The sequence below is a fragment of the Sulfitobacter sp. genome (genome assembly GCF_036961165.1).
In the GTDB taxonomy this organism is placed as follows: domain Bacteria; phylum Pseudomonadota; class Alphaproteobacteria; order Rhodobacterales; family Rhodobacteraceae; genus Sulfitobacter.
In genome coordinates this window covers 1-21,963 of the sequence record NZ_JBALVJ010000039.1, presented here as the reverse complement: position 1 = coordinate 21,963, position 21,963 = coordinate 1, and the positions used below count along the sequence as shown (strand labels likewise).

The window sequence follows — 21,963 nt, the reverse complement described above, 5'->3', positions numbered from 1 at the left end:
TCAACTCACGCTGCGATGCAGCTTTCACAAAGAAGACATTGCCCGCCGACCCAAGGTCTATCTGATGTAAATTTATGTTGCTCGAATATGCTGCCAATTACTGTTCCAATGATTAAGTACAGAAGACGCTCGACCAATCAAAATTATGCTGAGCAGGTTAATTCTCTATTTTGAGAACAAATCTTGAAACTGCGCACGCAAGGCCATTTTCTGAACTTTGCCCATCGTGTTCCTCGGGAGTTCCGGAAGGACAAACAACCGTTGGGGATGTTTGAAACGCGCCAGTGATTTGGCCATGTTGGACTGGATCGCGCCAAGATCGGGCTCCCCTGTTCCGTCTGCTACAAGGATACCCACAACCGTTTCGCCGAAATCGGGATGCGGCACACCTATCACAGCACTTTCCAAAACATGTTCTTCAACGTCCAGAAGCAATTCAATCTCTTTTGGATAAATGTTGTATCCGCCCGAAATAATGAGGTCCTTGTTACGACCTACAATGTGCAAATAGCCATCGGGATCAATGCGGCCCAGATCGCCGGTGAGAAAAAATCCGTCAGACCGCAATTCCTGCGCAGTTTTCTCGGGCATCTGCCAATAGCCTTTGAACACATTCGGGCCGCGCACTTCGATCTCGCCTATCTCACCTTGTGGCAGCGGCGCCCCACTAATGCTATCGATGATCTTGATCTCGGTGCCCGGCAAGGGGAATCCAACTGTCCCGGCCCTCCGCTCGCCCTCATAGGGATTTGAGGTGTTCATATTGGTTTCTGTCATGCCGTAGCGTTCGAGAATACGGCAGCCGGTGCGCTGTTCAAACTGGATATGTGTTTCTGCCAGCAACGGTGCGCTGCCAGAGACAAACAGGCGCACATGCGCGACAAGTGATTTGGTGAACCTCGCGTCGCCCAAAAGGCGGGTATAGAATGTTGGCACGCCCATCATCGTTGTCGCCATGGGCAGTTGCGCGATGACCTCATCCAGCTTGAAGCTCGGCAAAAAGATCATCTGCCCCCCTGCAAGCAAGGTGATGTTCGTGGCGACAAACAGGCCGTGCGTGTGAAATATCGGCAAGGCATGCAACAAGACGTCCTCGGCGGTGAAACGCCATTCCGCCTTCAAAGCCTGCGCGTTTGATAGCAGGTTTCCTTGCGTCAGCATCGCCCCTTTAGACCGACCTGTTGTTCCCGACGTATATAGAAACGCGGCCAGATCTTCTGCGCTCCGGGCGACTGTGTCGAACTGGTCAGGTTGCTCTTTGGCCAATGCGCTGAAGGAGCCCGACCCATCTGCGTTTAGCGTTTCGATCCGCGCCCCACAGGACTCAGCGACAGGCCGCAAATGCGCAACCTTTGTATCGTAGCAAAGCAAAGCACCAGCGCCACTGTTTTCAATGAAGTACGAGACCTCATCCGCAGTATAGGCAGTATTCAGCGGCAGAAATACCAGACCCGCTTGGGCGCAGGCGGCGTAAACAGCTAAGGCTTGTGGAGACTTCGCGATCTGGACCGCCACACGGTCACCCGCCACTAACCCGAAATCGGTGAGTTGCGCCGCGTACTGCGCCGCCATTTTCAGGAAAGCATCGTAGGAAACCGTTTGGCCGTCTGCCAATTGCAAAAAGACGGCCTCGCTGCCGTGATGTTGTCCGAACAGCGTATCAAAAAGCGGATTTGCCACCGTGCGTTACTCCCTCAAGTTTCTGAAACAATCGTAGCACTAAGGCCCCGCACGGAGCGCGACGCGGCGATGGTCTTATGGGTGATGAATTGCTCGTGGTTTGCGGTGATTTGGGTGAGGTCATACAGATAGTTGACCATCGCACCGTTCGACTGGGCCAGACCGTTTTCAGAGAGGTCCGCCGTTGCATGCACGGCATGCATGATCGCCCCGTTGCCAAGATGAAAGCGGGCTACGGGGTCAAGGGGCATGCCATCCGCGCGCTTGGCCTCCAGAAGGTAATGCGCGGCCAATGCCTGTTCCCTGCCAGCAATATCCCGTGCAAAGGGCGATGCGTGCAGCCATTTGTTCAGCCCCGGAATGGGTGACAGTGTGACAAAGTTCTTGAGCTCGGGCAGTTCGGTAGACAGATCCGCGGCGACTTGTTTGATCAGAGAGTTGCCGAATGAAATACCCGCAAGACCGGCCTGACAGTTGGAGATGGAATAGAAGACGGCAGTGTCTGCCGTGTCCGCCTCCATCGCTTCGCGACCGTCAACGAGCAAGTCCTGAATAGACGAGGGAATGCCTTTCGTCAGGGCCACCTCAACAAAAATCAACGGCTCGCCCGCCATTGCGGGATGAAAAAAGCCAAAGCAGCGCCTGTCACTTGGTTGCAGCCTGCTGCGAAGATCGGCCCAACTGCCAATGGCATGCACGGCCTCATAGGCAATGATCTTTTCCAGCGTCACTGCCGGGCTGGCCCAGTTGATCGGGCGCAATTCAAGAAAACCGCGATTGAACCACGATGAAAACAAGTGATGAAAATCCACATCCAGCGGCTCAAGGTCGGGATGTTCGGGCAGGAAGGACAGCAAATCCTGCCGCATAGCCACCAGTTGCGCTGTCCCGCCGGGTATCTGGTTGAGCCTGCGGATCAACTCTTGTCGTTTCGGCTCACAGGCGGCAACAAAGGCGCGGTAACTGCGCTTTGACGGCGTCTCGTGGTAGGCTTGCAGCGCGCTTGTGACAGCCTGCGGATCAATCTCCAGCCCATGCGTCATGAAGCCAAAGAAGGCGCGTTTTTCCTCATCCTCCATGCCGACGTAGCGATCCAGTATCAGCTTGGCCAGCGTGCCACCCGACACCTCTCCATGGGTTCCCAGCAATTCCTGCGCCAGTTCGGTGGTCTTGCGCCCCACAGCACCGTCGGTCAACGCCCCGCGGTAGCGCCGCTCGAATACTGTTGAGATTAAGCCCTCGAAAAAAACTCATCTTGCTTGCCCCATCACCGTATCAGGCAGCCATGTCGCAAGACCCGGAAAGATGCACAGCAGGATGATTGCCAATACCATGCAGCCCACATAAGGCAGCGACCCCACCAGAATGGTCCGCAACGATATGTCAGGCGCAATACCGTTGATGACATAAAGGTTCAGGCCCACAGGCGGTGAAATCAGACCGATTTCCATGTTGATCGTCAGGATCACTGCGAACCAGATCGGGTCAAAACCGGCTGTGACAATAATGGGCAGCAAGATCGGCGCTGCCATCAAAATCACAGCAACCGGGGGCAGAAAGAAACCGGCAATTAACAGGAATACGTTCACAAACCCCATCAGCACCCAAGGATTTACATCCAGCGTTCCAATCCAGTTAGCAATGGATTGGGTAATATAGAGGCTTGAAAGCATGTAGGAAAAGACACCCGCAGCGGCGATGATAAACAGGATCATTACGCTTTCCTTGGTGCTGTCACGCAGGACAACCCAGAGGTCGCGCGGGTCCCAGAGCTTGTAGATCACCATCGCAATGACCAGGCAAAGCAGAGCACCTACTGCGGCAGTTTCCGAAGGCGTCGCTACACCGCCATACATGGCATAGAGCACACCCATGATAATCAGAAGAAACGGGACGACGCGGGGCAGGATTTCGAATTTTTCCTTCCAAGTATAGCTGACACTCGCCAGCAGCTCACGATTGCCGGATTTCCACGTGGAATAGAGCGACCACGCCATGAAAAGGGTGACAAGCAGAAAGCCCGGAATGACCCCTGCAAGGAACAGCCGACCAATCGAGGTCTCGGTGGCGATGCCGTAAACAATCATCGTCACAGACGGTGGGATCAAAATGCCCAATGTACCGCCCGCCGCGATTGAACCTGCAGCCACACCGTCGGGGTAGCCGCGCTTGCGCATCTCGGGGATACCCATTTTGCCAATCGCAGCACAGGTTGCAGGGCTGGAGCCGGACATCGCGGCAAACAACGCGCAGGCCCCGAGGTTGGAGATCACAAGCCCGCCCGGTACACGTGTCAGCCACCGCTCGAGCGCTTCATACAGGTCCGCACCTGCGCGCGTAGAGGCGATAGATGACCCCATGATAATGAACATCGGAATCGACAGCAGCGCAAAATTGTCCAATTTGCCGAACAAAATTTCCGGCAACAGCTCAAGCGAGCGCATGTCGTCAAAGATCATCAGGAATCCAGTAGACACAATCAGCAGCCCAAGGGCAACCGAGACGCCGGAGAACAAAACGATGATGGTAGTAAAGGCAACAATCGCGCCAAGCGTGAGCGGATCCACTACGTCTCCTCCAAGCCGAACGGCTTTTCAATTTTCAGGATAATCGCGACCAGATCACCGATCAGTTGGAGCAGGAACAGCGCGAAACCGATTGGCAGCGCGGCATAAGGTATCCACAAGCGCACGCCCCAAATGGTGTCCGACTTCCAGTTTCGCTCCCAAGCCAGATGCCAGAATTCGAAACCGTACCACAGCATGATCGCAACCATGGCTATGGACAGAGACAAGGTAAAAATCGCCATAACGTATCGCGCACGCGGCGCGAGCGCCAAAGGAATAAGATCGACATTCACATGACCGCGCAGCCTTTGCACATAAGGCAGCCCCACAAGGGTTGACCCAATAGCCAGATAGATCACCGCTTCGGTTTGCCAGACCGTAGATCCGTTCATCACAAAACGGATAAAGATCATCTGGCAGGTGATGACCACCGCAGCCACAATCATCGCAGCAGAGCACCAGCCTGCAAGAGTTGAGAGAGCAGCCACAAAGCGCAAAAACGGATTATTCCCCGTCTGCGCTGCGGCGACAGCACTTTGACCAGCCATTGCAGGTCTCCTTTGGGTGTTAGGAATGGGTCGTAAAAGGGCCGCACATCAGCGGCCCTTTTCTGCGTGGATCAGTCGACGGCAAAGGCCATATCAAGCAATGCCTGACCATCCGGTACTTCTTCTACAAAGGATTTATAGGAGGTTTCCTGTGCGAGGGCGCGCCATGCTGAAAAATCCTCGACCGACATCTGGGCAATCTCGACGCCCGCATCGCGGAACACCTGCTCGGATGCGGCGTCTTCCTTCTTGGCCTCTTCGAGATAGAAGACTTCAGCCTTTGCAGAGGCCGCAAGCAAGGCTGCCTGCTGCTCCGCCGTCAGGCTTTCGAACTTTGCTTTGTTCATCAGCACAGGCTGATACATAAACCAAAGCGCCACATCACCCGCAGGGGTATAGCAGCTCACCTGCTCGTAGATACGGTAGGACACGAAGGACGAAGACGATGTGTTCGCTGCGGTCAGAACACCGATCTGGATTGCATTGTAGAGTTCCGAAGACGCCATTGACGCGATAGAGGCCCCTGCCCCTGCCAACATCTGCTCAAAGGATTTGCCCGCAGCGCGGATCTGCAAACCGGCAACATCTTCAGGCGCGGTAATGCACTTGTCCTTGCCGACAAAACCGCCCGCAAGATAGCCGTGCACCAGCACCATCACATCATCATCCGCCATTTCCTCTTCAAGCGCCGCCATGAAGGGCGACTCGCTCAGGCGCGCTGCGTGATCGTGGTTCTTGACCAGTCCCGGCATCAGCGTGAGGTTGAACGCAGGCTGCTGCCCACCCGCATAGCTCAACGGCAGAACCGTCATATCAAGCTGGCCACGGCTGAGCGGGCGATATTGCTCACGCGCCTTGAACAATGAAGACGACCCGAAAATCTGGATTTCCAGATCAACATCCGCCGCCGCCACATCGTCCGCGATCATTTGGGCCACCTTGTTGCGCACATCCGTGGCCGACCACTGGTGCGACAACCGGAGCGTCTCGGCGTGCGCTGCTGCGCCAAATGTCAGGCCGGCCAATACGGCCACTGTCGTTAAGAATTTCGTTTTCATAGCTTCCTCCCTAGGTGCGATCAGGGTCTCAAGCCCTAATTCTGCCGTTTGATTTTATCCATATCTTGCATTCCAAGTAAAATTTATTGTATACAATATTTCAAACCACGCATTCACAAACCGCAAAGAGCCAGTTAGAAACCATGGAAACCAGACGAGCCTACAAAATTGCACAGGCATTGGAACAGCTTGTTTTTTCAGGCACTTATCAGGATGGTGAGCGATTGGACGAGCTCAAGCTGGCAGAACAGTTCAGCGTCTCCCGCACACCGATCCGCGAAGCGTTACAGGTACTTGTTTCCACCGGCATGGCAGAGCAAATCCCGCGGCGTGGTGTTTTTGTGCGCCAGCCTGGTGCGGTCGAGTTGATGGAAATGTTCGAGACAATGGCTGAGCTTGAAGCCGCCTGCGGCAGGCTCGCTGCGACACGCATGAGCGATACCGACCTGAAGCAGTTGAAAGAAGCCAATAAGAAGGGTGAACAAGCCATCCGGAATCAGGACCCCGACCTCTACTACGCAGAAAACGAGATATTCCACCAAATCATCTATCGCGGCAGTGCCAACAGCTATCTAGAAAAACAGGCGCTACAATTGCAAAACAAGCTACGCGCCTATCGCAAGATGCAGCTGCGCTTCCGGGGCCGTCTGGACCAGTCCATGGCCGAACATACCGAGATTATATTTGCACTGGAAAATGCCGATGCTGAGAAAGCGGCCGCGGCGCTGCGCAAACATGTCGCTGTTCAGGGTGAGAAATTTCACCAGTTGATGGCCAGCCTCAAAACCTGATCCCCGTCCCAACTTTCTTAAAAGAGGCCGTTAATCACAGCCAAATAAAGAGAAAATAAAAATGGCACTCACCGCAATAATCGAATCCCATGGTGGCCACGAACAATTCAAACTGGTGGAACGTGATGTGGGCGCCCCTGCCGCGGGCGAGGTTCGGATTGCGCATAAGACCGTCGATTAGAATTTTGTTGATGCCTACCAAAGCACCGGCCTCTACCCCATGGAATTGCCCCACGCGATAGGCATGGTAGCCGTCGGCGCGTCGAGGCTGTCGATGAGGGCGCGACCCATCTTAAAGTCGGGGATCGTGCAGCCTATGTCTCCCACCCTTTCCGGCGCACATGCGCAGGCGCATGTAACGCAGGCCGCACAAGTGCGCGATCTCACCGGTGGCGAAGGTGTGGATGTGGTGATGGACGCTGTGGGCAAAGACACATTCGAGGGGTCGCTGAACTCCCTTAAATCCCTCGGGATGATGATCTCTTTTGGCAATGCATCCGGTCCGGTGCCGCCGTTCGACCTTGGCACTCTAGGCAAAAAGGACTCGCTCAGGCTGACGCGGCCCACGCCGTTCATGCATATTGCGGATCATGAAAACTGCCAGCGTATTGCAAAGCATCTCGCAGATAAGGTTCTGTCGGGCGACGTAAAGATCAATATCGGGCAACGGTTCACCTTGGCTGATGTAGTCAAAGCGCATAAAGCACTGGAAGCGCGCCAAACCACAGGCTCGACGAGCCTCGAATCTAACAACAGCAGGGCACACAATGACCACAGCACCGCATCTTTTCCAACCGATCGCTCTGCGTGGCATCCACACGCGCAACCGCGTGGTTATTTCACCCATGTACCAATATTTGGCCCATGACGGTCATCTGGACGATTGGCATCTGGTGCATCTGGGCCGCTTTGCGACAGGGGGCGCCGGAATCGTCTTTACCGAAGCTACTGCCGTGCAAAAATCGGGTCGGATCACCCATGGCTGTCCCGGTCTGTGGGCCGACAGCCAGATCGTGGGCCATGCTAAGGCCGCACAATTTGCCCTGCAAAATGGCGCGGTACCTGCGATTCAACTGGCCCATGCAGGACGCAAAAGCGGGATGCAACGGCCATGGTTCGGGAACGGGCCGCTGAATGAGGATGACTTTGAACGCGGCGACATGCCTTGGCCTGCGGTTGGTCCATCCGCAGTGCCCGTAGCAGAAGGGTGGCCCCTTCCCGAAGCGCTGTCACATGCGCAGATTGCCACGCTGATCGGCGACTTTGTCTCGGCTGCGCAACGCGCGTTGGCTGCCGGATATAAAATCGCTGAGATCCACGGCGCGCATGGCTATCTGCTGCATAGCTTTCTGTCGCCTATGTCCAACAAAAGGACCGATGATTACGGCGGCAATCTGGCGGGCCGTATGCGGCTGGTACTGGAAATCACCCAAGCGGTGCGTGATGTCTGGCCTCAAGAGCTTCCCTTATTCTTCCGGACATCAGCCGTTGATGGCGTGACTGAGGGTTGGTCGCTGGACGATACCGTCACACTTGCGCGCGCACTCAAACAGTTTGGGATTGATGTGATGGATTGCTCCTCAAGCGGGATTGGCGGATCGGCCACGGCAGGCAACGCGCAAAAGCGCCAGCCCGGATTTCAGGTCCCCTACGCGGAGAGGGTGCGTACAGAGGCGCAGATGACAACGATGGCTGTTGGGCTAATCACCCACCCACAACAAGCAGAAGATATCCTGGCGCAGGGCCGTGCGGATTTGATCGCAATCGGGCGCGAAGCGCTGGTAAACCCCATGTGGGCGCACCATGCTGCTGCCGCATTGGGTCATGACACAATTTTTGAACGATGGCCGGAACAGTCTGGCTGGTGGCTTGCCAGTCGTCAAAAGACCTCTGACTTTTATCAACCGGAATAAAAAGGCCTACATTGCTCCCTGATCCGGTGCAGATATTGGCAGGATCCTGAATCTAGCCCAATCCACCTGCCCCGTATTTCAAAATGACCGGCACAACGATCTCTTCCTCGTCAATCAAATGACAGTCCAGAATCGTTCCGAGGTTCAGCAGATTGCCGTGAAATGGCCCTACTGCCGCATCACCAGCATCTTGGGCGTTCAAAGCCCTGTTCGCAGATGCGACAAATTCACTGAGATGGCCATCAAGTGCGTGGTGGTCGTGATCCAAAAGCTCGAACGCCCTTGCGATGCGCGCGTCCTTACCGCTCAAAACAGGGAAGTAATGCGCATCCTCAATGCCATGATGGCCATGCAATTCTTGCACAAAGGTTGACCCCAGCCGTGCCATCTGTTGGCGAAATTGCTCAAGTGCGACTGTGCGGTCAAGGGCCGCTTCCGTCTGTTTTTGCATGAGATCCAACATGCGACGGAACATCATATGACGTTCCAGCCAGAACCGGATCAGACCGTCATACCCTGCATGTGCCTCCCACCCTCCACGGGGATACTCCTCAAGAAGAACACGCAAAGCATCTGGCAGACCCGTGCGCAGTTCAAGTCCAAGCGCTTCACCATTCGGGGGTTGGACCATGTCTGGCTTCCTGTCTTTTTCAAACGATACTTTATTTTTAGGTCACAACGCGTTTGCCGCAACCAATTGGCATGGTCCAGCATACATGTCAGCGAAGGTCTGTTGGAAGCAGAACAAGGCTGGCCCTTCTATTCGGATGCAACCAAAGCCAGCCCGGACACAAAATGGGGGAGTTTTGAGCGGGCCTTGCTCAAATAGCTGAAGTTGGCCAAGGCAAGGCGCGCATGTTCACGGGTCAGCGCCTCGGCCCGCGCGCCTTCGCGGGCCACTATCGCTTCAAGTATCGCGCGATGCTGACGTTGAGCATAGCCCAGCGAGACCTGAAAGTCGGGAATCATCGCCTGATCGCTCAAAAACGCTGACGGAGATGCGAAGGGCAGCAAGCTCATCCGCTCAATCTCGCGTGCTACGATGGGGCTTTTGGGAAATTGCGCGAGCAACGCATGAAACCGCGCATTCTCGACGACATAACGGTCAAAATCTAATTCAGCCGCAGCACCAAGCGCTTCGTCGATGCTATCCAGAACAGCAGCGGCTTGCGCCAGCAAAGACGGGTCAACCCCCCGCTCCGCAGCCAGCCGTACGGCTGTCCCCTCCATCACGCCGCGCAGCTCTATCGCGTCGGAAATATCGTCGTTGCTGAAGGATGCAACACGGCAACCGCCAGTCTCGATCCGCTCTAACAAGCCCTCCGCCACCAACCGGTCCATCGCCTGCCTCAAAGGCGTGCGGGACAGGCCCAGCTGTTTTGCCATCGCAACCTCGGACAGCCGCTGACCGCCCTCATACTCCCCGCTTAGTACAAGAGAGCGCAGACCGAGAAGTGCACGGTCCAATTGGCTGAGGTTCTGGCTTGGCATTGTCTACTCCGGCTTTCGAAAGGCCAAGTAACTTTGCATCGACCGATTCTCAGATTGTATACATTTTCCAGAGAATCAAAAGGGATACGAAGAATTATGACCCAATTCCCGCAAAAGTATGAGGGGCATGTATACACAAATCAAATATCGCGATCTCAAAAAAAAATTTCTGCGGCGCGAAGGTTCAAAAAATCGCATCGAATTCCCGCCCGTCGAGCATAGAACGGACACCTCACAAGTCAGCCTATTCCCTGATTTAATTCATACATAACAAGGGCTAATATGTCTTAATTCCCACTTAGACAGATAATCAAGACAATAATTGGTCTCTCGCATTCCCGCAGTCGCCCAACGATGACAATCGACGCATGGCAAAAGTAACCCTTGTGATAAATTGCTTCCTCGCTAAATTAATGCTCGGCGAAGCAATCTGTGCTTTCAACAGAGTCGGGAGGAGACTCTTTTGATGGAGAAGCGTGGGGGACTTTTGCTGAAAAAAATGATGCGCGCGTCGGCCCTTACAGGCGGTCACAGCGCAAATTCCTTGGGAGGAACTATGACAAGATCACTTAACCGCAGAAATTTTCTGCGCGGTTCGGCAGTCGCCGGTGCCGCAGCATTGGCCACGCCTGCAATTGCAGATGCCCATGGTGTTACACTCAAGATGCAGGCAGCCTGGGGCGGCGGTATCTTTTTGGAAAATGCGCAGTCCTTTGCGGCCCGCGTTAATGAAATGTCGGGCGGCTCGCTGACAATCGAAGTTCTGTCGGTGGATGCTGTTGTCAAAACCAGCCAGATGCAAGACGCGGTTCACCGCGGCGTTCTGGACGCGGCCCACTATGTGTCTGCCTACTGGTACGGTAAATCAAAATCCGCATCACTCTTCGGCACGGGCCCATGCTTTGGCTGGTCAAGCCAGGAAATGCTGGGCTGGATCCACGCAGGCGGCGGTCAGGAACTGTTTGACGAGTTGATGGCTGAATTGCGCCTGAACGTTGTATCCTTCTTCAACTCGCCGATGCCTGCGCAGCCCCTTGGCTGGTTCCAGCAGCAGATCACCGATGCATCTCAGATGCAGGGCCTCAAGTACCGGACCGTTGGTCTGGCCGCAGATGTTATGCTCGAAATGGGCATGTCTGTTGTTCAGTTGCCCGGTGGTGAAATCCAGCCTGCTATGAAATCCGGCCTGATCGACGCCGCGGAGTTCAACAACCCGACATCTGACCGTGATTTCGGTATGCAGGATGTCTCCAAGGACTACATGCTTGCGTCCTACCACCAGTCGCAAGAGTGTTTTGAGGTGACCATCAACAAGGACAAGTGGAACGCCCTGTCTGATGAGCACAAAGCGATCATCCGCAATGCATCCATGGCCGAAAACTCAGGCTTCTATTGGGGCAATACAAAGCGGTATTCAGACGACCTGATCAAGCTGCAAGAGCAGGACGGTGTTTCCGTTCACCGGACACCAGAGTCCGTCATGCAGGCACAACTGGTTGCATGGGACACTGTTGCCGACCGCATCGCGAAAGATGATCCGTTCTTTGCCAAGGTTATGGAATCACAGAAGAAGTACGCCAAAGAAGTCATGGGCTATCTGAACCTGAACCAGCCTGACTACAAATTGGCCTACAACCACTACTTCGGTTGATAATACCAGTCTAAAACAAGATGTCCGGGGGTTATATGGCCTCCGGACATCGCACGCTTGGGACAAGAGATACCTGTCCAAAAGATCACTGCGGGAGCACAAGACACATGAAATTCGTATATGCAATCGAGGGTCTTAGCCTCTGGGTCGGGCGGGCCTTTGGCTGGTGCATCCTGATCCTGACGCTGTCAGTGGCCTATGAGGTGTTCGTCCGCTATGTCCTGAACTCCCCCACTGTCTGGGCCTTCGATATGATGATCCAGATGTATGGCGCGCTGTTTTTGATGTGCGGTGCCTACGCGCTGGCCCAAGATACCCATGTACGTGCCGACGTGATTTACCGCCTCTTTCCAGTGCGCGTTCAGGCCGGCCTCGATTTCGTGCTCTATTTCTTGTTCTTTTTTCCGGGCATCCTCGCGCTTGTCTGGTACGGCTACGAGATCGCCTCGGACAGCTGGCGCTGGAAGGAAGTGAGCTTTAACAGCCCCGCCAGCATCCAGGTTTACTTCTTCAAGTCTCTCATTCCTCTCTCCGGTGGCCTTCTGATGATCCAAGGCATCGCAGAGCTGGTGCGCTGTGTCATGGCCATGCGCAGTGGCGTCTGGCCAGAGCGTCTGGCCGACGTGAAAGAGACCGAAGACCTTCTTGCTGCTGCCGATCTGGAAACGATCCTCGCTGCAGCCCCCAATCGCAAATAAGCCTCGAAGCGCTTCACGAAAGATAAAAAGATGTCAAATCCCGAAGTCGCCTTGGTCATGCTGGGACTGTTTATTGTCCTTGTTCTGCTTGGTTTTCCGATTGCCTTTACACTGCTCGCGATGGGGGTTGGCTTTGGCTATTACGCCTACCATCAGGCAGGCTCGGTCGAGCAATTTAGCGATATTTTCAACAACAACATCTTCTACCTAGTCAACCAGAACACCTATTCCGTGATGGAGAACCCCACCCTTGTGGCGATCCCGCTGTTCTTGTTCATGGGTTATGTCGTGGAACGCGCCAATATCGTGGACAAGCTGTTTTTCTCGCTCTACATGGCCGCGCGGAATTTGCCGGGCAGCCTTGCGATTGCCGCTCTGGTCACCTGTGCTGTCTTTTCGACGGCCTCGGGGATTGTGGGTGCGGTTGTGACGCTGATGGGCTTGCTGGCCTTTCCGGCGATGGCCAATGCCAACTATAACAAGAGCTTCGCAGCGGGTGTGATTTGTGCCGGTGGGACGCTGGGCATCCTGATCCCGCCGTCGATCATGCTGATCGTCTATGCCGCCATCGCGGATCTGTCGCCTCTGCGCCTTTATGCGGCGGCGGTATTCCCAGGCATGCTGCTGGCCGGTCTCTATATCGTCTATGTGATTGTCCGCGTTTGGTTTAATCCGTCGCTGGCACCCAAACCCACAATGGAGGACGTGCCCCCGCCAAAAGAAATTTACCTCGACCTACTGCTGAGCTTTGTTCCACTAACCGTGCTGATTGCGCTGGTTCTCGGCTCGATCCTTGGCGGTCTTGCCACCCCTGCGGAAGCGGCGGCAATGGGGGCTCTGGGGGGCATGGTTCTGGCGGTGCTCTACCGTTCGATGACATGGGGCAAGCTAAAGGAAAGCGTGTTCCTCACGGCAAAGGCCACTGCGATGGTGTGCTGGCTCTTTGTTGGTTCATGGACCTTTGCCTCCGTCTTTTCCTATCTCGGCGGGCATGATCTGATCGCCCATTGGGTCGGCGGCATGGACCTTGAACCATGGGAGTTCCTTGTCCTTGCGCAGGTCATCATCTTTCTGCTCGGCTGGCCACTGGAATGGTCAGAGATTCTGATCATCTTTGTCCCGATATTCTTGCCTCTGCTCGAAGTATTCGGTGTGAACCCGTATTTCTTCGCCATGCTGATCGCGCTCAATCTGCAAACTTCCTTCCTAACGCCGCCCATGGCGATGTCGGCTTACTATCTAAAAGGGGTGCTCAAAAACCAGATCGAGCTGATGGAAATTTTCCGTGGCATCATGCCGTACCTCGGGATTGTGATCCTTACGATGTGCTTGATGTATGCCTTCCCAGGTATCGCGTTGTGGTTCCCTGACTACCTCTTTGGTCCCTACATTCCATGATCAAAGATGCATATAAACTCACCGCATCCGAGGCGTTGGCACTCTTCGCCTCGGGCAAGCTCACATCCGTAGAGTTGGTCAAATCCTGCCTTGAGCAAATTACGGCGACAGATGATGCCATCCGTGCATGGGTCTATCTGGACCCAAACGCTGTGATCGCGCAGGCTGAAGAATGTGACCGCATCCGTAAGGCTGGTCTGGCAACGGGACCACTCCATGGTATTCCTGTGGGGCTCAAGGACATCATCGACACGGCTGATATGCCCACAGGGCGCGGCACACCGATTTTCAAGGGGCGCCAGACCGAACAAGATGCCCGCCTCGTCGAGCTTTTGCGGCAAGCGGGGGCCGTGATCATGGGCAAGACGATCACGACCGAGCTTGCCTTTGTCCATGCCAACGAGACGCGAAATCCGCATAATCCGGACCATACTCCCGGCGGGTCTTCCAGCGGCTCTGCTGCCGCGGTGGCCGCATATCACGTGCCGCTGGCTGTCGGGACACAAACGAACGGGTCGGTCATCCGCCCGGCATCCTTCTGCGGCACCTTCGGGTTCAAACCCTCGCGCGGCGTGATCTCGCGTACAGGGCTTCTCGCCACCTCGGACTCGCTCGATCAGGTTGGATGCTTTGGTCGCAGCCTTGCCGATGTGGCGCTGCTGACGGATGTTATCGGCGGCTATGACGGGCGCGACAGCACGAGCTTTGCTCGCCCCCGACCACCAATGGCGCAAGGCGCCGCGCAAGATGCACCTGTGCCACCCTCCCTTGTTTGGTTCGATTTGCCGTTCAATGACCGTCTGTCGGACGTTGCATGCGAAGGCTTGGATACAGTACTAGAAATTCTCGGCCCACAAGTCACGCGGATGGCGCCAGCCGACACGCTGTCGAACCTTGTGGCCGTTCAGGCTCGCATCCACGAATACGAGATTTGCGCCCAGCAGGCGGATGTTTTCTTGGGGCACTGGGACCAGATCAGCGATACGCTGAAACCCGTGATCGAGAGAGGGCGCAAGATCACGCGCGCCGAATATGAGGATGCACTTGCGGTGAAAGCCTCTGCCGAGGCGTTCTTCCGCGACTTCTTTACCGAATACGACGCGATCATCGCCCCTTCCGCGGCTGGTGAAGCGCCCCTTTTCGGCCCGAACACCGGCGATCCGATTTTCTGCACGCTCTGGACGCTGGCGGGGCTTCCTTGCGTGACGCTCCCCTTGTTGGTTGGCGAGACGGGCCTGCCCATCGGTGTCCAGCTGATTGGTCCCGCTGAGAAAGACAACCGCCTGTTGCGCACGGCGCGGTGGCTGCAACTGCAACTGGCCGAGGCGTCGTAATAATTGAAAGGACAGTAATATGTCATATCGCGTAAAACTCATCGCAGGGCTTATCGGCACTGCACTCCTGTGCCTCTTTATCGGTGGATTATCCCAAAGTATTTCAAGCGGTTTTGCAGGTTTCAAAGGGGGGGCGCCCTTCATGATCATCGCCATCGTAGTATGTGGTATGGCCGTCTATGATTTCTTTGACGAATGCGTCCGCAAGAAATGAGCAAACCACGTCTGTGGATCACGCGCCGTCTGTCTGATGCCACACTGGAGCGGGCCGCCCGCGATTATGACGTGGTGATCAACCAAGAAGACCACCCCGGCACTGCCGAACAACTCATAGCGGCCAGCGCCGAATTTGACGCGATCATTCCGTGCCACTCCGAGCATTTCAGCGCCAATGTTGTGGCGCAGTTCACGGACCGTCTCAAAATCGTTGCCAACCATTCTGTTGGTGTAGACCATTGCGACCTGCCTGCCCTCAAGGGGCGCGGCATTGCCGTGACCAACACGCCTGATGTGCTGTCCGATGCCACGGCCGAGCTTGCGATGCTACTGATGCTGGGCGCTGCGCGCCATGCGGTTGCCGGAGACAAGATCGTGCGCACTGGCGCATGGGACAGCTGGTCACCCGCGTTCATGGTGGGCAAGCAGGTCACCGGTGCACGTCTGGGCATCGTCGGTATGGGCCGCGTGGGCCGCGCATTCGCGGTCAAGGCACGCGGGTTCAATATGAAAATACATTATTATAACCGCTCTGAGCTGCCCGAAGATCAGGCGCAGGGTGCAGTATATCACGAAAGTGTCGAAAGCCTGCTGGGTGTTTCTGACTTCTTGTCTTTGCACTGCCCCGCCACGCCCGAGACTGTTGATTTGATAAACCCCGAACGGCTGGCGTTGATGCCCCAAGGCGCCGTGATCGTGAACACAGCACGCGGTGCCCTTGTGGACGAAGATGCGCTGATCGCAGCACTTAATTCGGGCCAGATTGCAGCGGCGGGCCTTGATTGCTTCAAGGTTGAGCCCGGCGGAAACCCTGCCTTTGCGGCCTATGATAATGTCTTCATGCTGCCCCATATCGGTAGTGCGACAAGACAGACCCGTGACGCCATGGGCTTTCGCGCGCTCGACAATCTCGACGCCTTCTTTGCGGGCAATCCCCCGCGTGACCTTCTTTAGACTTGTTGGATAAATCGATGACCAAACTTGCTTTTCTGGGCCTTGGCGTGATGGGCTATCCCATGGCCGGCCACTTGGCTGCAGCGGGCCATACCGTCACGGTCTATAACCGCACGGCAACTAAAACTGACGCATGGGTGGCACAGCACGGTGGACAAACAGCAGCAACCCCTGCCGCTGCCGCATCCGGCGCCGATATGGTGATGGCCTGTGTAGGAAATGATGACGATCTGCGGGCCATCTGCCTTGGCCCTGATGGCGCCTTTGCAACTATGGCCAAAGGCAGCGCATTCGTCGATCACACAACCGTCTCTGCCGCTGTGACGCGTGAGCTTTATCAAGCGGCAAAAGACAAGGGCATCGCCTTTATCGACGCGCCCGTGTCGGGCGGTCAGGCAGGGGCCGAAAATGGCCAACTGTCCATCATGTGTGGCGGCGACCAAAGAGATTATGACAATGCCGAGCCGGTGATGAGCGTCTATGCCAAGCTGTGCTGCCGTATTGGCGACAGTGGCGCAGGCCAGATGACAAAAATGTGCAACCAGATCGCCATTGCCGGACTTGTGCAGGGGCTCTCTGAAGCGCTGCACTTTGCCTCTAAAGCGGGGCTTGACGGTGCCGCCGTGGTGGAAGTGATCAGCCAAGGTGCAGCCGGAAGCTGGCAGATGTCAAACCGCTATGAGACAATGTTGGCCGATCATTTCGAACACGGGTTTGCCGTGGACTGGATGCGCAAGGACTTGGGCATCTGTCTGGATACCGCCAATGAAAATGGCGCAAGCCTGCCGGTAACGGCGCTGGTGGATCAGTTTTACAAAGATGTGCAGAAGATGGGTGGCGGACGTTGGGATACATCCGCGTTGTTCAAGCGCCTTCAAATTGAATAAGCGCATGGTTTAGTATGAGCATATCCGACATCCGCGCCCTTACGTTTGATACTGGCGGTACGATCCTCGATTGGCACAGCGGTTTTTCAACAGCTTTGGCTGCGGCAGGGGCCACGCACAGGATTGACCGCAATTGGCATGATATGGCCAATGAGATACGCCGCAAGAGCCTTACCAAGATGGTCAACCTCGGAAAAGACGCCCCCCCTGCTCATAACTTTGACGGCGCACACCGCATGGCGCTGGAAGAAGTGATCGTCGAGAATGGCCTTGAGGCATTCAGCGATAAGGAGCGCCACGCGATTGCCTCTGAGGCACCGCATAATTTCGACTGCTGGCCGGACTTCCCGCCCGTGTTGCCAAAGCTGCGCGAGAAATACATCTGCGCATCCTTCACGATCCTGAGCTTTCGCATCATCATGGATACGGCCCGCCACAATGGCCTGTCGTGGGATGCAGTGTTTTCTTGCGAAGCGATTGGGAAATACAAAGTGCTGCCAGAGGCCTATGACAAGGTGGCGCATTTTCTGCAACTGGAACCGTCGCAAATCTGCATGGTGGCTTGCCATAACCTCGATCTCGATGCCGCCAAAAGCCGTGGGTACAAGACCGCCTTTGTGAAGCGTCCACAAGAATGGGGTACAGGCGGCCCGCCCGACCCCGAGCCAACGGCGTCTCACGACATCATCGTAGATGGTTTTCCGGCGCTGGCGGCCAACCTGAATGTACATATCTGACCAACAAGGCTAACTAGGAACCCATGATGTCCGATCCTTCCTCCGAGGTGATTTTTCACGCCTACCCGCAATCCCCTGTCGCCGAGAAAGTCAGGGTCGTCTTTGGCAGCAAAGGACTGGCATGGCGCAGCGTCGAGATTCCGCGACTGCCGCCCAAACCGATGCTGACAGCTCTCACAGGCGGGTATCGGCGCACGCCAGTGATGCAGATTGGGGCGGATATCTATTGCGATAGCCAATGTATCATCCGCGAGCTTGAGCGGCGCTTCCCCGCGCCCACCATTATGCCCACATCCGAGCATGGGCTGATGTGGTGCCTCAGCCGGTGGACAGACGGCACTTTGTTCGACCAGACGGTGCGACATGTTCTGGGCGCTGCGGGCGATAGTCTGGACAAAGATTTCGCCGCCGATCGCGGGCGGCTCTATCTGGGGGAGGACTGGGCTGCAGGGCTGGAACAGGCAAACGTCGACCTGCCCCACCTCGTGTCCCAAATGCGCGCTCCGCTTTCATGGCTCAACGCGCAATTGTCTGACGGGCGGGCATTCTTGCTGGGCGACCAGCCCGCCGCAATAGATGCGCAATTCTATCACGTCGTCTGGTTTCTACGGGGCCGCTGGTCAGAGGGTCCATCGTTCTTGTCCGAATTCAAAGACCTTGAGCGCTGGGAAGACAACATCCGCGCTATCGGCCACGGAACGCAGAGCACTATGGACGGGCAAGACGCCATAACGCGCGCAAAGGGTTCAGAGCCGACTGCCCCGACCGGCGTGGCCGCCCATGACCCGCAGGGGCTGTCGGTCGGGAAATCCGTAACTGTCACCCCTGACGTAAACGGTGGCGAACAGCCGGTCGCGGGTAAACTCCGCTACGCCGATGCAGAAACGGTCGTGATAGACCGTAGCGCTGAAGATGTTGGTAGGGTTTGCGTGCATTTTCCACGATCCGGTTACCGGATAGACATTGCATGACAACGACGCCGAAAGCGCGGGACGAGACAGACCAAGCCGAAAAATCTGACCGATGATTTATCTCTATACTTGGGCAACACCAAATGACCGCAAGGTATAAACCCTCCTTGAAGAGATTGTCGTGCCCTATACGGCCCATCCCATCGACATCTCGAAGGACAAACAATTCGCCGCTGAGCAGCCCCACTTGAGGGGTCCAATTTGAAAGTTAGTGCATGATTGGCCTTTGGTCCATCGTTACGATGGCCGCTGGCGCAAGTGGGTGATAGCCCAGAGCAGTATGTGGTCGTTTGGTGTTGTAATGGGTCCTCCATCTTTCGATGATGATTTGAGCCTCATGCAGCGAGAAGAAGATTTCACCGTTTAACAACTCATCTCGCATCCGCCCGTTGAAACTTTCGCAGTATCCGTTTTCCCATGCACTGCCCGACAGGGCATCGCATGGCGATGTCCCGAGAGGGGTGACCCAGGCTCGATGTAGGCCGTCTTGGCCCCAACCGCCTTGATCCATTCCCTGACGGCCTAGGAAATGAACTCTGGGCCGCTGTCCGACCTGATGTAAGCAGGAACGCCGCGCAGGATGAACAGATCGGTCAAGGCGTCGATGACCTCCGTCGAATTGAGCTTTCGTTTCACGTGGATCGTCCCACTGCCCGGCAGGCGATGCTGGCATCGCTGAGAGGGGGCATTCTCTGCCGTGCTCATCCAAAATTTTGAGTGTCCTGAACGCCCTGCCATCTTCCGTCCGGTGGTGTACGAAGTCATACGACCAGACGTGATTATGATACTCAGGGCGCAGCCGGATGCACGACCCATCCGTTGCCCGGCAGTGCATGTTTACATGCACGAAAGGGGCGTTTGTCATTCACCTGCCAGCCAGCATCTCTCAACAGGGCAGCAACCCGGCGATAGGCATATCGGCCGCACTGGCGCGTCAGCTCAATCATATCCGCGATCAGGCGTTCTTCGTCAGCACGTCCCTGTGGCAACCGCCGCTGCGTTGATCGATGTTGCCCCAACACGCGGCACACACGACGCTAAGAAACCTTGAACTGACTACGTACATGTTCGATGCAGGCGCGCCTACGCGAGGGGCTCAGAAGTTTCCCGATGCGGCTTCCTTCAGGATCAGTTTATCCAGAGCCAGGTCAGAAACCGCACGCCTTAGGCGCTCGTTCTCTTTCTGCAGCCACTTCAGTTTCTTTTAGTTGTTCCGTGCCCCTCTCGGGATCATGCTGCGCATAATCCTGCCGGGCAGTGCATTCCGCCGTACTTCTTCTTCCAGCGGTAATAGGTTTCTTCAGTGACACCGATCTGCCGGATCGCATCAATCCTAGGCATGCCTTGCCCCATCAGAACTTCAATCTGCCGTAACTTCAAGACAATCTCTTCGGGCTTGGGTCTCTTGATGGCCATCATTGGTCCTCCGCTTTCCTAATTATAGGGGCGGACCACTTCAAAGGGGGAGGCTCCAGCAACGGCAGCAGTGCATCGGTGAGTACGTATCTGGTCCCTGACGTTGTCTGAACATCACCAGCCTTCTCTATCTCATCGATAACGACAATCGGGCTGGCACATCCGCCTTTCAGAATTGTTTGCATCAAGCGCCCCGGCGTTGCAGAACTCCACCCCTGCTGGGACCCCACCAAAGAAAATGAAACGGGTTCGCCGGTGGCCTCTAAGATCGTCATAGGAGCTTCGAGCAGTTCCCCCAACCGGCGCGCAAAGTGGGATATCCCGATGCCTGATGGCCCTACCATCAAAAGCGGTGGTATCCCGGCAGTCCATCGCGCGCAAACTGCCTCAGGCTATTCCAAACTTGCTCCATCGCAGGGGTGAGCCAAGGCATTTCATCATGAAGAGTCGCCGCCAAGACATCGGCATCATGTTCCGTGAGCAAGCGTGAAATCGTGACACCTGTCATAAGTGGCCTGATCAACGCCTTCTGCGTTCGATCAAGATGCTCCTTCCCCGTTTTTGCCTGAATGTGGTCGACATAACTGATTGCGCAGTTTGCCATCCGAGTTTTGTCTTTGGAAGGTAGGATGCTGGTCCACGGCAGCACCTGCTCCTCTTGCCGAAGACCTGCGTCCAATTCTGCTTGCCGACGGGCAAAACGGATGTTGGCAAAAGGGGTCTTTGCCTTGAACATATATGCGATCCTTTCAATGGTTTTCACATGCGCAATTCGGTTCAGGAATATCCCCGAGCAGTCCGATCATGTCTCGTGACAGGCCACCAAAGCCAAAACGCAAACGAACATAAGGCAGCTCTCCGATTGGAGCCTGGCCCCTTAAAATTATGATTTGTATTCATAAAAATTCGTGAACTGCAAAATCCGTTGATCGCCTTATGGCTCATGACTTTGCGGGACAGACCGAACCGTTTTTCGCGAAATCCGTTTTTACGAGCAGCACATAGATTTCTGCAAAATGAAGCGTCGAAGTTGCGCTCTAATCGTGCTGAAATAGAGAATAGATGACACTGAAGGCTGCAGGACACCTTTCAATCTTCATAGCCGAGATCTACCGTATAAACACAGGGTATAGACGATCCGATGGAGAGCTATACTCTGGACCGCGTAGCTATCCAAGAACCTGTGAAAGGCCTCTAAGAATGTTGCCACAACGCATAAGGGAGCATCTTTGTGATCTTGCTATGATCGCCCAACCGATCACGTATCAGGCACTCGCGAAGGCCCTTGGACTCTCGCCACCAAATACGATCCACCAGCTGACTGTGGCCCTCGAACGCCTCATAGAAGAAGATGCCACCGCCGGTCGCCCACTGATAGCTGCCCTGGTGGTCAGCAAGGCAAGAGGAGGCCTACCCGCCCCTGGATTTTTCGAATGCGCAAAGCGCGTTGGAGTGTTCCACGGAAGTTTTCCGGGGACAGAAGCCACTATATTTTTCAAGGCTGAGTTTGATCGTGCTGTCGAATTTTGGCGCTCACCGTTGTCGCCGTGAACGGCCCTTACGGGCATTCATGGTACCCGTAACAAATGGCCGTTTTCAGGGGCGGTCTCAACTGATCGACGCAACACATGCATTGAAACGCTCTGCGGGAGT

19 protein-coding genes and 2 pseudogenes are annotated in these 21,963 nt (G+C 55.5%); 12 read left to right on the top strand and 9 right to left on the bottom strand.

Translation table 11 applies throughout. The features are described 5' to 3' along the window. Window positions 1-165: 165 nt before the first annotated feature. The 5 genes from V7730_RS15210 to dctP all read right to left on the bottom strand — a co-directional run bounded on the left by V7730_RS15210 (window position 166) and on the right by dctP (window position 5,853). Window positions 166-1,680 (bottom strand): malonate--CoA ligase, encoded by a 1,515-nt coding sequence (locus V7730_RS15210; RefSeq protein WP_335748450.1) that lies wholly within the window; start codon window positions 1,678-1,680, stop codon window positions 166-168. A gap of 14 nt (window positions 1,681-1,694) precedes the next feature. Further along, window positions 1,695-2,876: a malonyl-CoA decarboxylase gene (locus tag V7730_RS15205; protein WP_335748449.1), complete on the bottom strand. Its 1,182-nt coding sequence runs from the start codon at window positions 2,874-2,876 to the stop codon at window positions 1,695-1,697. Window positions 2,877-2,930: 54 nt separating this feature from the next. After that, a complete protein-coding gene (locus tag V7730_RS15200; protein ID WP_335748448.1) occupies window positions 2,931-4,247 on the bottom strand; it encodes a TRAP transporter large permease in 1,317 nt (438 codons plus the stop codon). Then, window positions 4,247-4,795, bottom strand: coding sequence for a TRAP transporter small permease (locus tag V7730_RS15195; RefSeq protein ID WP_335748447.1), 549 nt, complete (start codon window positions 4,793-4,795; stop codon window positions 4,247-4,249). The genes V7730_RS15200 and V7730_RS15195 overlap by 1 nt, the downstream gene beginning before the upstream one ends. Window positions 4,796-4,866: 71 nt before the next feature. Beyond that, window positions 4,867-5,853, bottom strand: coding sequence for a TRAP transporter substrate-binding protein DctP (dctP, locus tag V7730_RS15190; protein ID WP_335748446.1), 987 nt, complete (start codon window positions 5,851-5,853; stop codon window positions 4,867-4,869). Between the two features lie 143 nt (window positions 5,854-5,996). Between dctP and V7730_RS15185 the strand changes: the two genes are divergently transcribed. The 3 genes and pseudogenes from V7730_RS15185 (at window position 5,997) to V7730_RS15175 (ending at window position 8,557) form a co-directional block, all read left to right on the top strand. Further along, on the top strand, window positions 5,997-6,644 hold the full coding sequence (locus tag V7730_RS15185) for a GntR family transcriptional regulator (RefSeq protein WP_335748445.1): 648 nt from the start codon (window positions 5,997-5,999) through the stop codon (window positions 6,642-6,644). Between the two features lie 61 nt (window positions 6,645-6,705). Then, a pseudogene (locus V7730_RS15180) lies at window positions 6,706-7,392 on the top strand (zinc-binding dehydrogenase); the annotation flags it as partial. A 19-nt stretch (window positions 7,393-7,411) separates the two neighbouring features. Then, window positions 7,412-8,557, top strand: coding sequence for an NADH:flavin oxidoreductase/NADH oxidase (locus V7730_RS15175; protein WP_335748444.1), 1,146 nt, complete (start codon window positions 7,412-7,414; stop codon window positions 8,555-8,557). A 52-nt stretch (window positions 8,558-8,609) separates the two neighbouring features. Here V7730_RS15175 and V7730_RS15170 read toward each other — a convergent pair whose 3' ends face one another. Both V7730_RS15170 and V7730_RS15165 read right to left on the bottom strand, forming a co-directional pair. Beyond that, window positions 8,610-9,188 carry a hemerythrin domain-containing protein gene (locus tag V7730_RS15170; RefSeq protein WP_335748443.1) on the bottom strand — a complete coding sequence of 193 codons (579 nt, stop codon included), beginning with the start codon at window positions 9,186-9,188 and terminating at the stop codon, window positions 8,610-8,612. A gap of 128 nt (window positions 9,189-9,316) precedes the next feature. Continuing rightward, window positions 9,317-10,048, bottom strand: coding sequence for a GntR family transcriptional regulator (locus V7730_RS15165; protein ID WP_335748442.1), 732 nt, complete (start codon window positions 10,046-10,048; stop codon window positions 9,317-9,319). Between the two features lie 556 nt (window positions 10,049-10,604). Between V7730_RS15165 and V7730_RS15160 the strand changes: the two genes are divergently transcribed. The 9 genes from V7730_RS15160 to V7730_RS15120 all read left to right on the top strand — a co-directional run bounded on the left by V7730_RS15160 (window position 10,605) and on the right by V7730_RS15120 (window position 18,894). Further along, on the top strand, window positions 10,605-11,699 hold the full coding sequence (locus V7730_RS15160; RefSeq protein WP_335748441.1) for a TRAP transporter substrate-binding protein: 1,095 nt from the start codon (window positions 10,605-10,607) through the stop codon (window positions 11,697-11,699). Window positions 11,700-11,806: 107 nt separating this feature from the next. Next, window positions 11,807-12,397, top strand: coding sequence for a TRAP transporter small permease subunit (locus tag V7730_RS15155; RefSeq protein WP_335748440.1), 591 nt, complete (start codon window positions 11,807-11,809; stop codon window positions 12,395-12,397). Window positions 12,398-12,427: 30 nt separating this feature from the next. Then, complete coding sequence (locus V7730_RS15150) at window positions 12,428-13,795, top strand: TRAP transporter large permease (protein WP_335748439.1); 1,368 nt, start codon at window positions 12,428-12,430, stop codon at window positions 13,793-13,795. Next, window positions 13,792-15,129, top strand: coding sequence for an amidase (locus tag V7730_RS15145; RefSeq protein ID WP_335748438.1), 1,338 nt, complete (start codon window positions 13,792-13,794; stop codon window positions 15,127-15,129). Before V7730_RS15150 ends, V7730_RS15145 begins: the two co-directional genes overlap by 4 nt. A 19-nt stretch (window positions 15,130-15,148) precedes the next feature. After that, on the top strand, window positions 15,149-15,343 hold the full coding sequence (locus tag V7730_RS15140) for a hypothetical protein (protein WP_335748437.1): 195 nt from the start codon (window positions 15,149-15,151) through the stop codon (window positions 15,341-15,343). Further along, window positions 15,340-16,299 carry a 2-hydroxyacid dehydrogenase gene (locus V7730_RS15135; protein WP_335748436.1) on the top strand — a complete coding sequence of 320 codons (960 nt, stop codon included), beginning with the start codon at window positions 15,340-15,342 and terminating at the stop codon, window positions 16,297-16,299. Before V7730_RS15140 ends, V7730_RS15135 begins: the two co-directional genes overlap by 4 nt. Before the next feature lie 17 nt (window positions 16,300-16,316). Further along, the gene (locus V7730_RS15130; protein WP_335748435.1) at window positions 16,317-17,186 is read left to right on the top strand and encodes an NAD(P)-dependent oxidoreductase; all 870 of its coding nucleotides are present in this window, start codon (window positions 16,317-16,319) and stop codon (window positions 17,184-17,186) included. 14 nt (window positions 17,187-17,200) lie between these two features. After that, window positions 17,201-17,923, top strand: a complete 723-nt coding sequence (locus V7730_RS15125) for an HAD family hydrolase (protein ID WP_335748434.1) — start codon at window positions 17,201-17,203, stop codon at window positions 17,921-17,923. 26 nt (window positions 17,924-17,949) lie between these two features. Next, window positions 17,950-18,894 carry a glutathione S-transferase family protein gene (locus V7730_RS15120; RefSeq protein WP_335748433.1) on the top strand — a complete coding sequence of 315 codons (945 nt, stop codon included), beginning with the start codon at window positions 17,950-17,952 and terminating at the stop codon, window positions 18,892-18,894. 208 nt (window positions 18,895-19,102) lie between these two features. Here V7730_RS15120 and V7730_RS15115 read toward each other — a convergent pair. Further along, window positions 19,103-20,310, bottom strand: a pseudogene (locus V7730_RS15115) (IS3 family transposase). Between the two features lie 343 nt (window positions 20,311-20,653). Further along, on the bottom strand, window positions 20,654-21,073 hold the full coding sequence (locus tag V7730_RS15110; RefSeq protein ID WP_335748432.1) for a hypothetical protein: 420 nt from the start codon (window positions 21,071-21,073) through the stop codon (window positions 20,654-20,656). Window positions 21,074-21,963: the final 890 nt, after the last annotated feature.

What these genes read in the sequence shown, in the direction of transcription:
- V7730_RS15195 (WP_335748447.1), bottom strand. Translation starts at nt 4,795, where the DNA reads ATGGCTGGTCAAAGTGCTGTCGCCGCAGCGCAGACGGGGAATAATCCG.
- dctP (WP_335748446.1), bottom strand. Translation starts at nt 5,853, where the DNA reads ATGAAAACGAAATTCTTAACGACAGTGGCCGTATTGGCCGGCCTGACA.
- V7730_RS15185 (WP_335748445.1), top strand. Translation starts at nt 5,997, where the DNA reads ATGGAAACCAGACGAGCCTACAAAATTGCACAGGCATTGGAACAGCTT.
- V7730_RS15175 (WP_335748444.1), top strand. Translation starts at nt 7,412, where the DNA reads ATGACCACAGCACCGCATCTTTTCCAACCGATCGCTCTGCGTGGCATC.
- V7730_RS15170 (WP_335748443.1), bottom strand. Translation starts at nt 9,188, where the DNA reads ATGGTCCAACCCCCGAATGGTGAAGCGCTTGGACTTGAACTGCGCACG.
- V7730_RS15165 (WP_335748442.1), bottom strand. Translation starts at nt 10,048, where the DNA reads ATGCCAAGCCAGAACCTCAGCCAATTGGACCGTGCACTTCTCGGTCTG.
- V7730_RS15160 (WP_335748441.1), top strand. Translation starts at nt 10,605, where the DNA reads ATGACAAGATCACTTAACCGCAGAAATTTTCTGCGCGGTTCGGCAGTC.
- V7730_RS15155 (WP_335748440.1), top strand. Translation starts at nt 11,807, where the DNA reads ATGAAATTCGTATATGCAATCGAGGGTCTTAGCCTCTGGGTCGGGCGG.
- V7730_RS15150 (WP_335748439.1), top strand. Translation starts at nt 12,428, where the DNA reads ATGTCAAATCCCGAAGTCGCCTTGGTCATGCTGGGACTGTTTATTGTC.
- V7730_RS15145 (WP_335748438.1), top strand. Translation starts at nt 13,792, where the DNA reads ATGATCAAAGATGCATATAAACTCACCGCATCCGAGGCGTTGGCACTC.
- V7730_RS15140 (WP_335748437.1), top strand. Translation starts at nt 15,149, where the DNA reads ATGTCATATCGCGTAAAACTCATCGCAGGGCTTATCGGCACTGCACTC.
- V7730_RS15135 (WP_335748436.1), top strand. Translation starts at nt 15,340, where the DNA reads ATGAGCAAACCACGTCTGTGGATCACGCGCCGTCTGTCTGATGCCACA.
- V7730_RS15130 (WP_335748435.1), top strand. Translation starts at nt 16,317, where the DNA reads ATGACCAAACTTGCTTTTCTGGGCCTTGGCGTGATGGGCTATCCCATG.
- V7730_RS15125 (WP_335748434.1), top strand. Translation starts at nt 17,201, where the DNA reads ATGAGCATATCCGACATCCGCGCCCTTACGTTTGATACTGGCGGTACG.
- V7730_RS15120 (WP_335748433.1), top strand. Translation starts at nt 17,950, where the DNA reads ATGTCCGATCCTTCCTCCGAGGTGATTTTTCACGCCTACCCGCAATCC.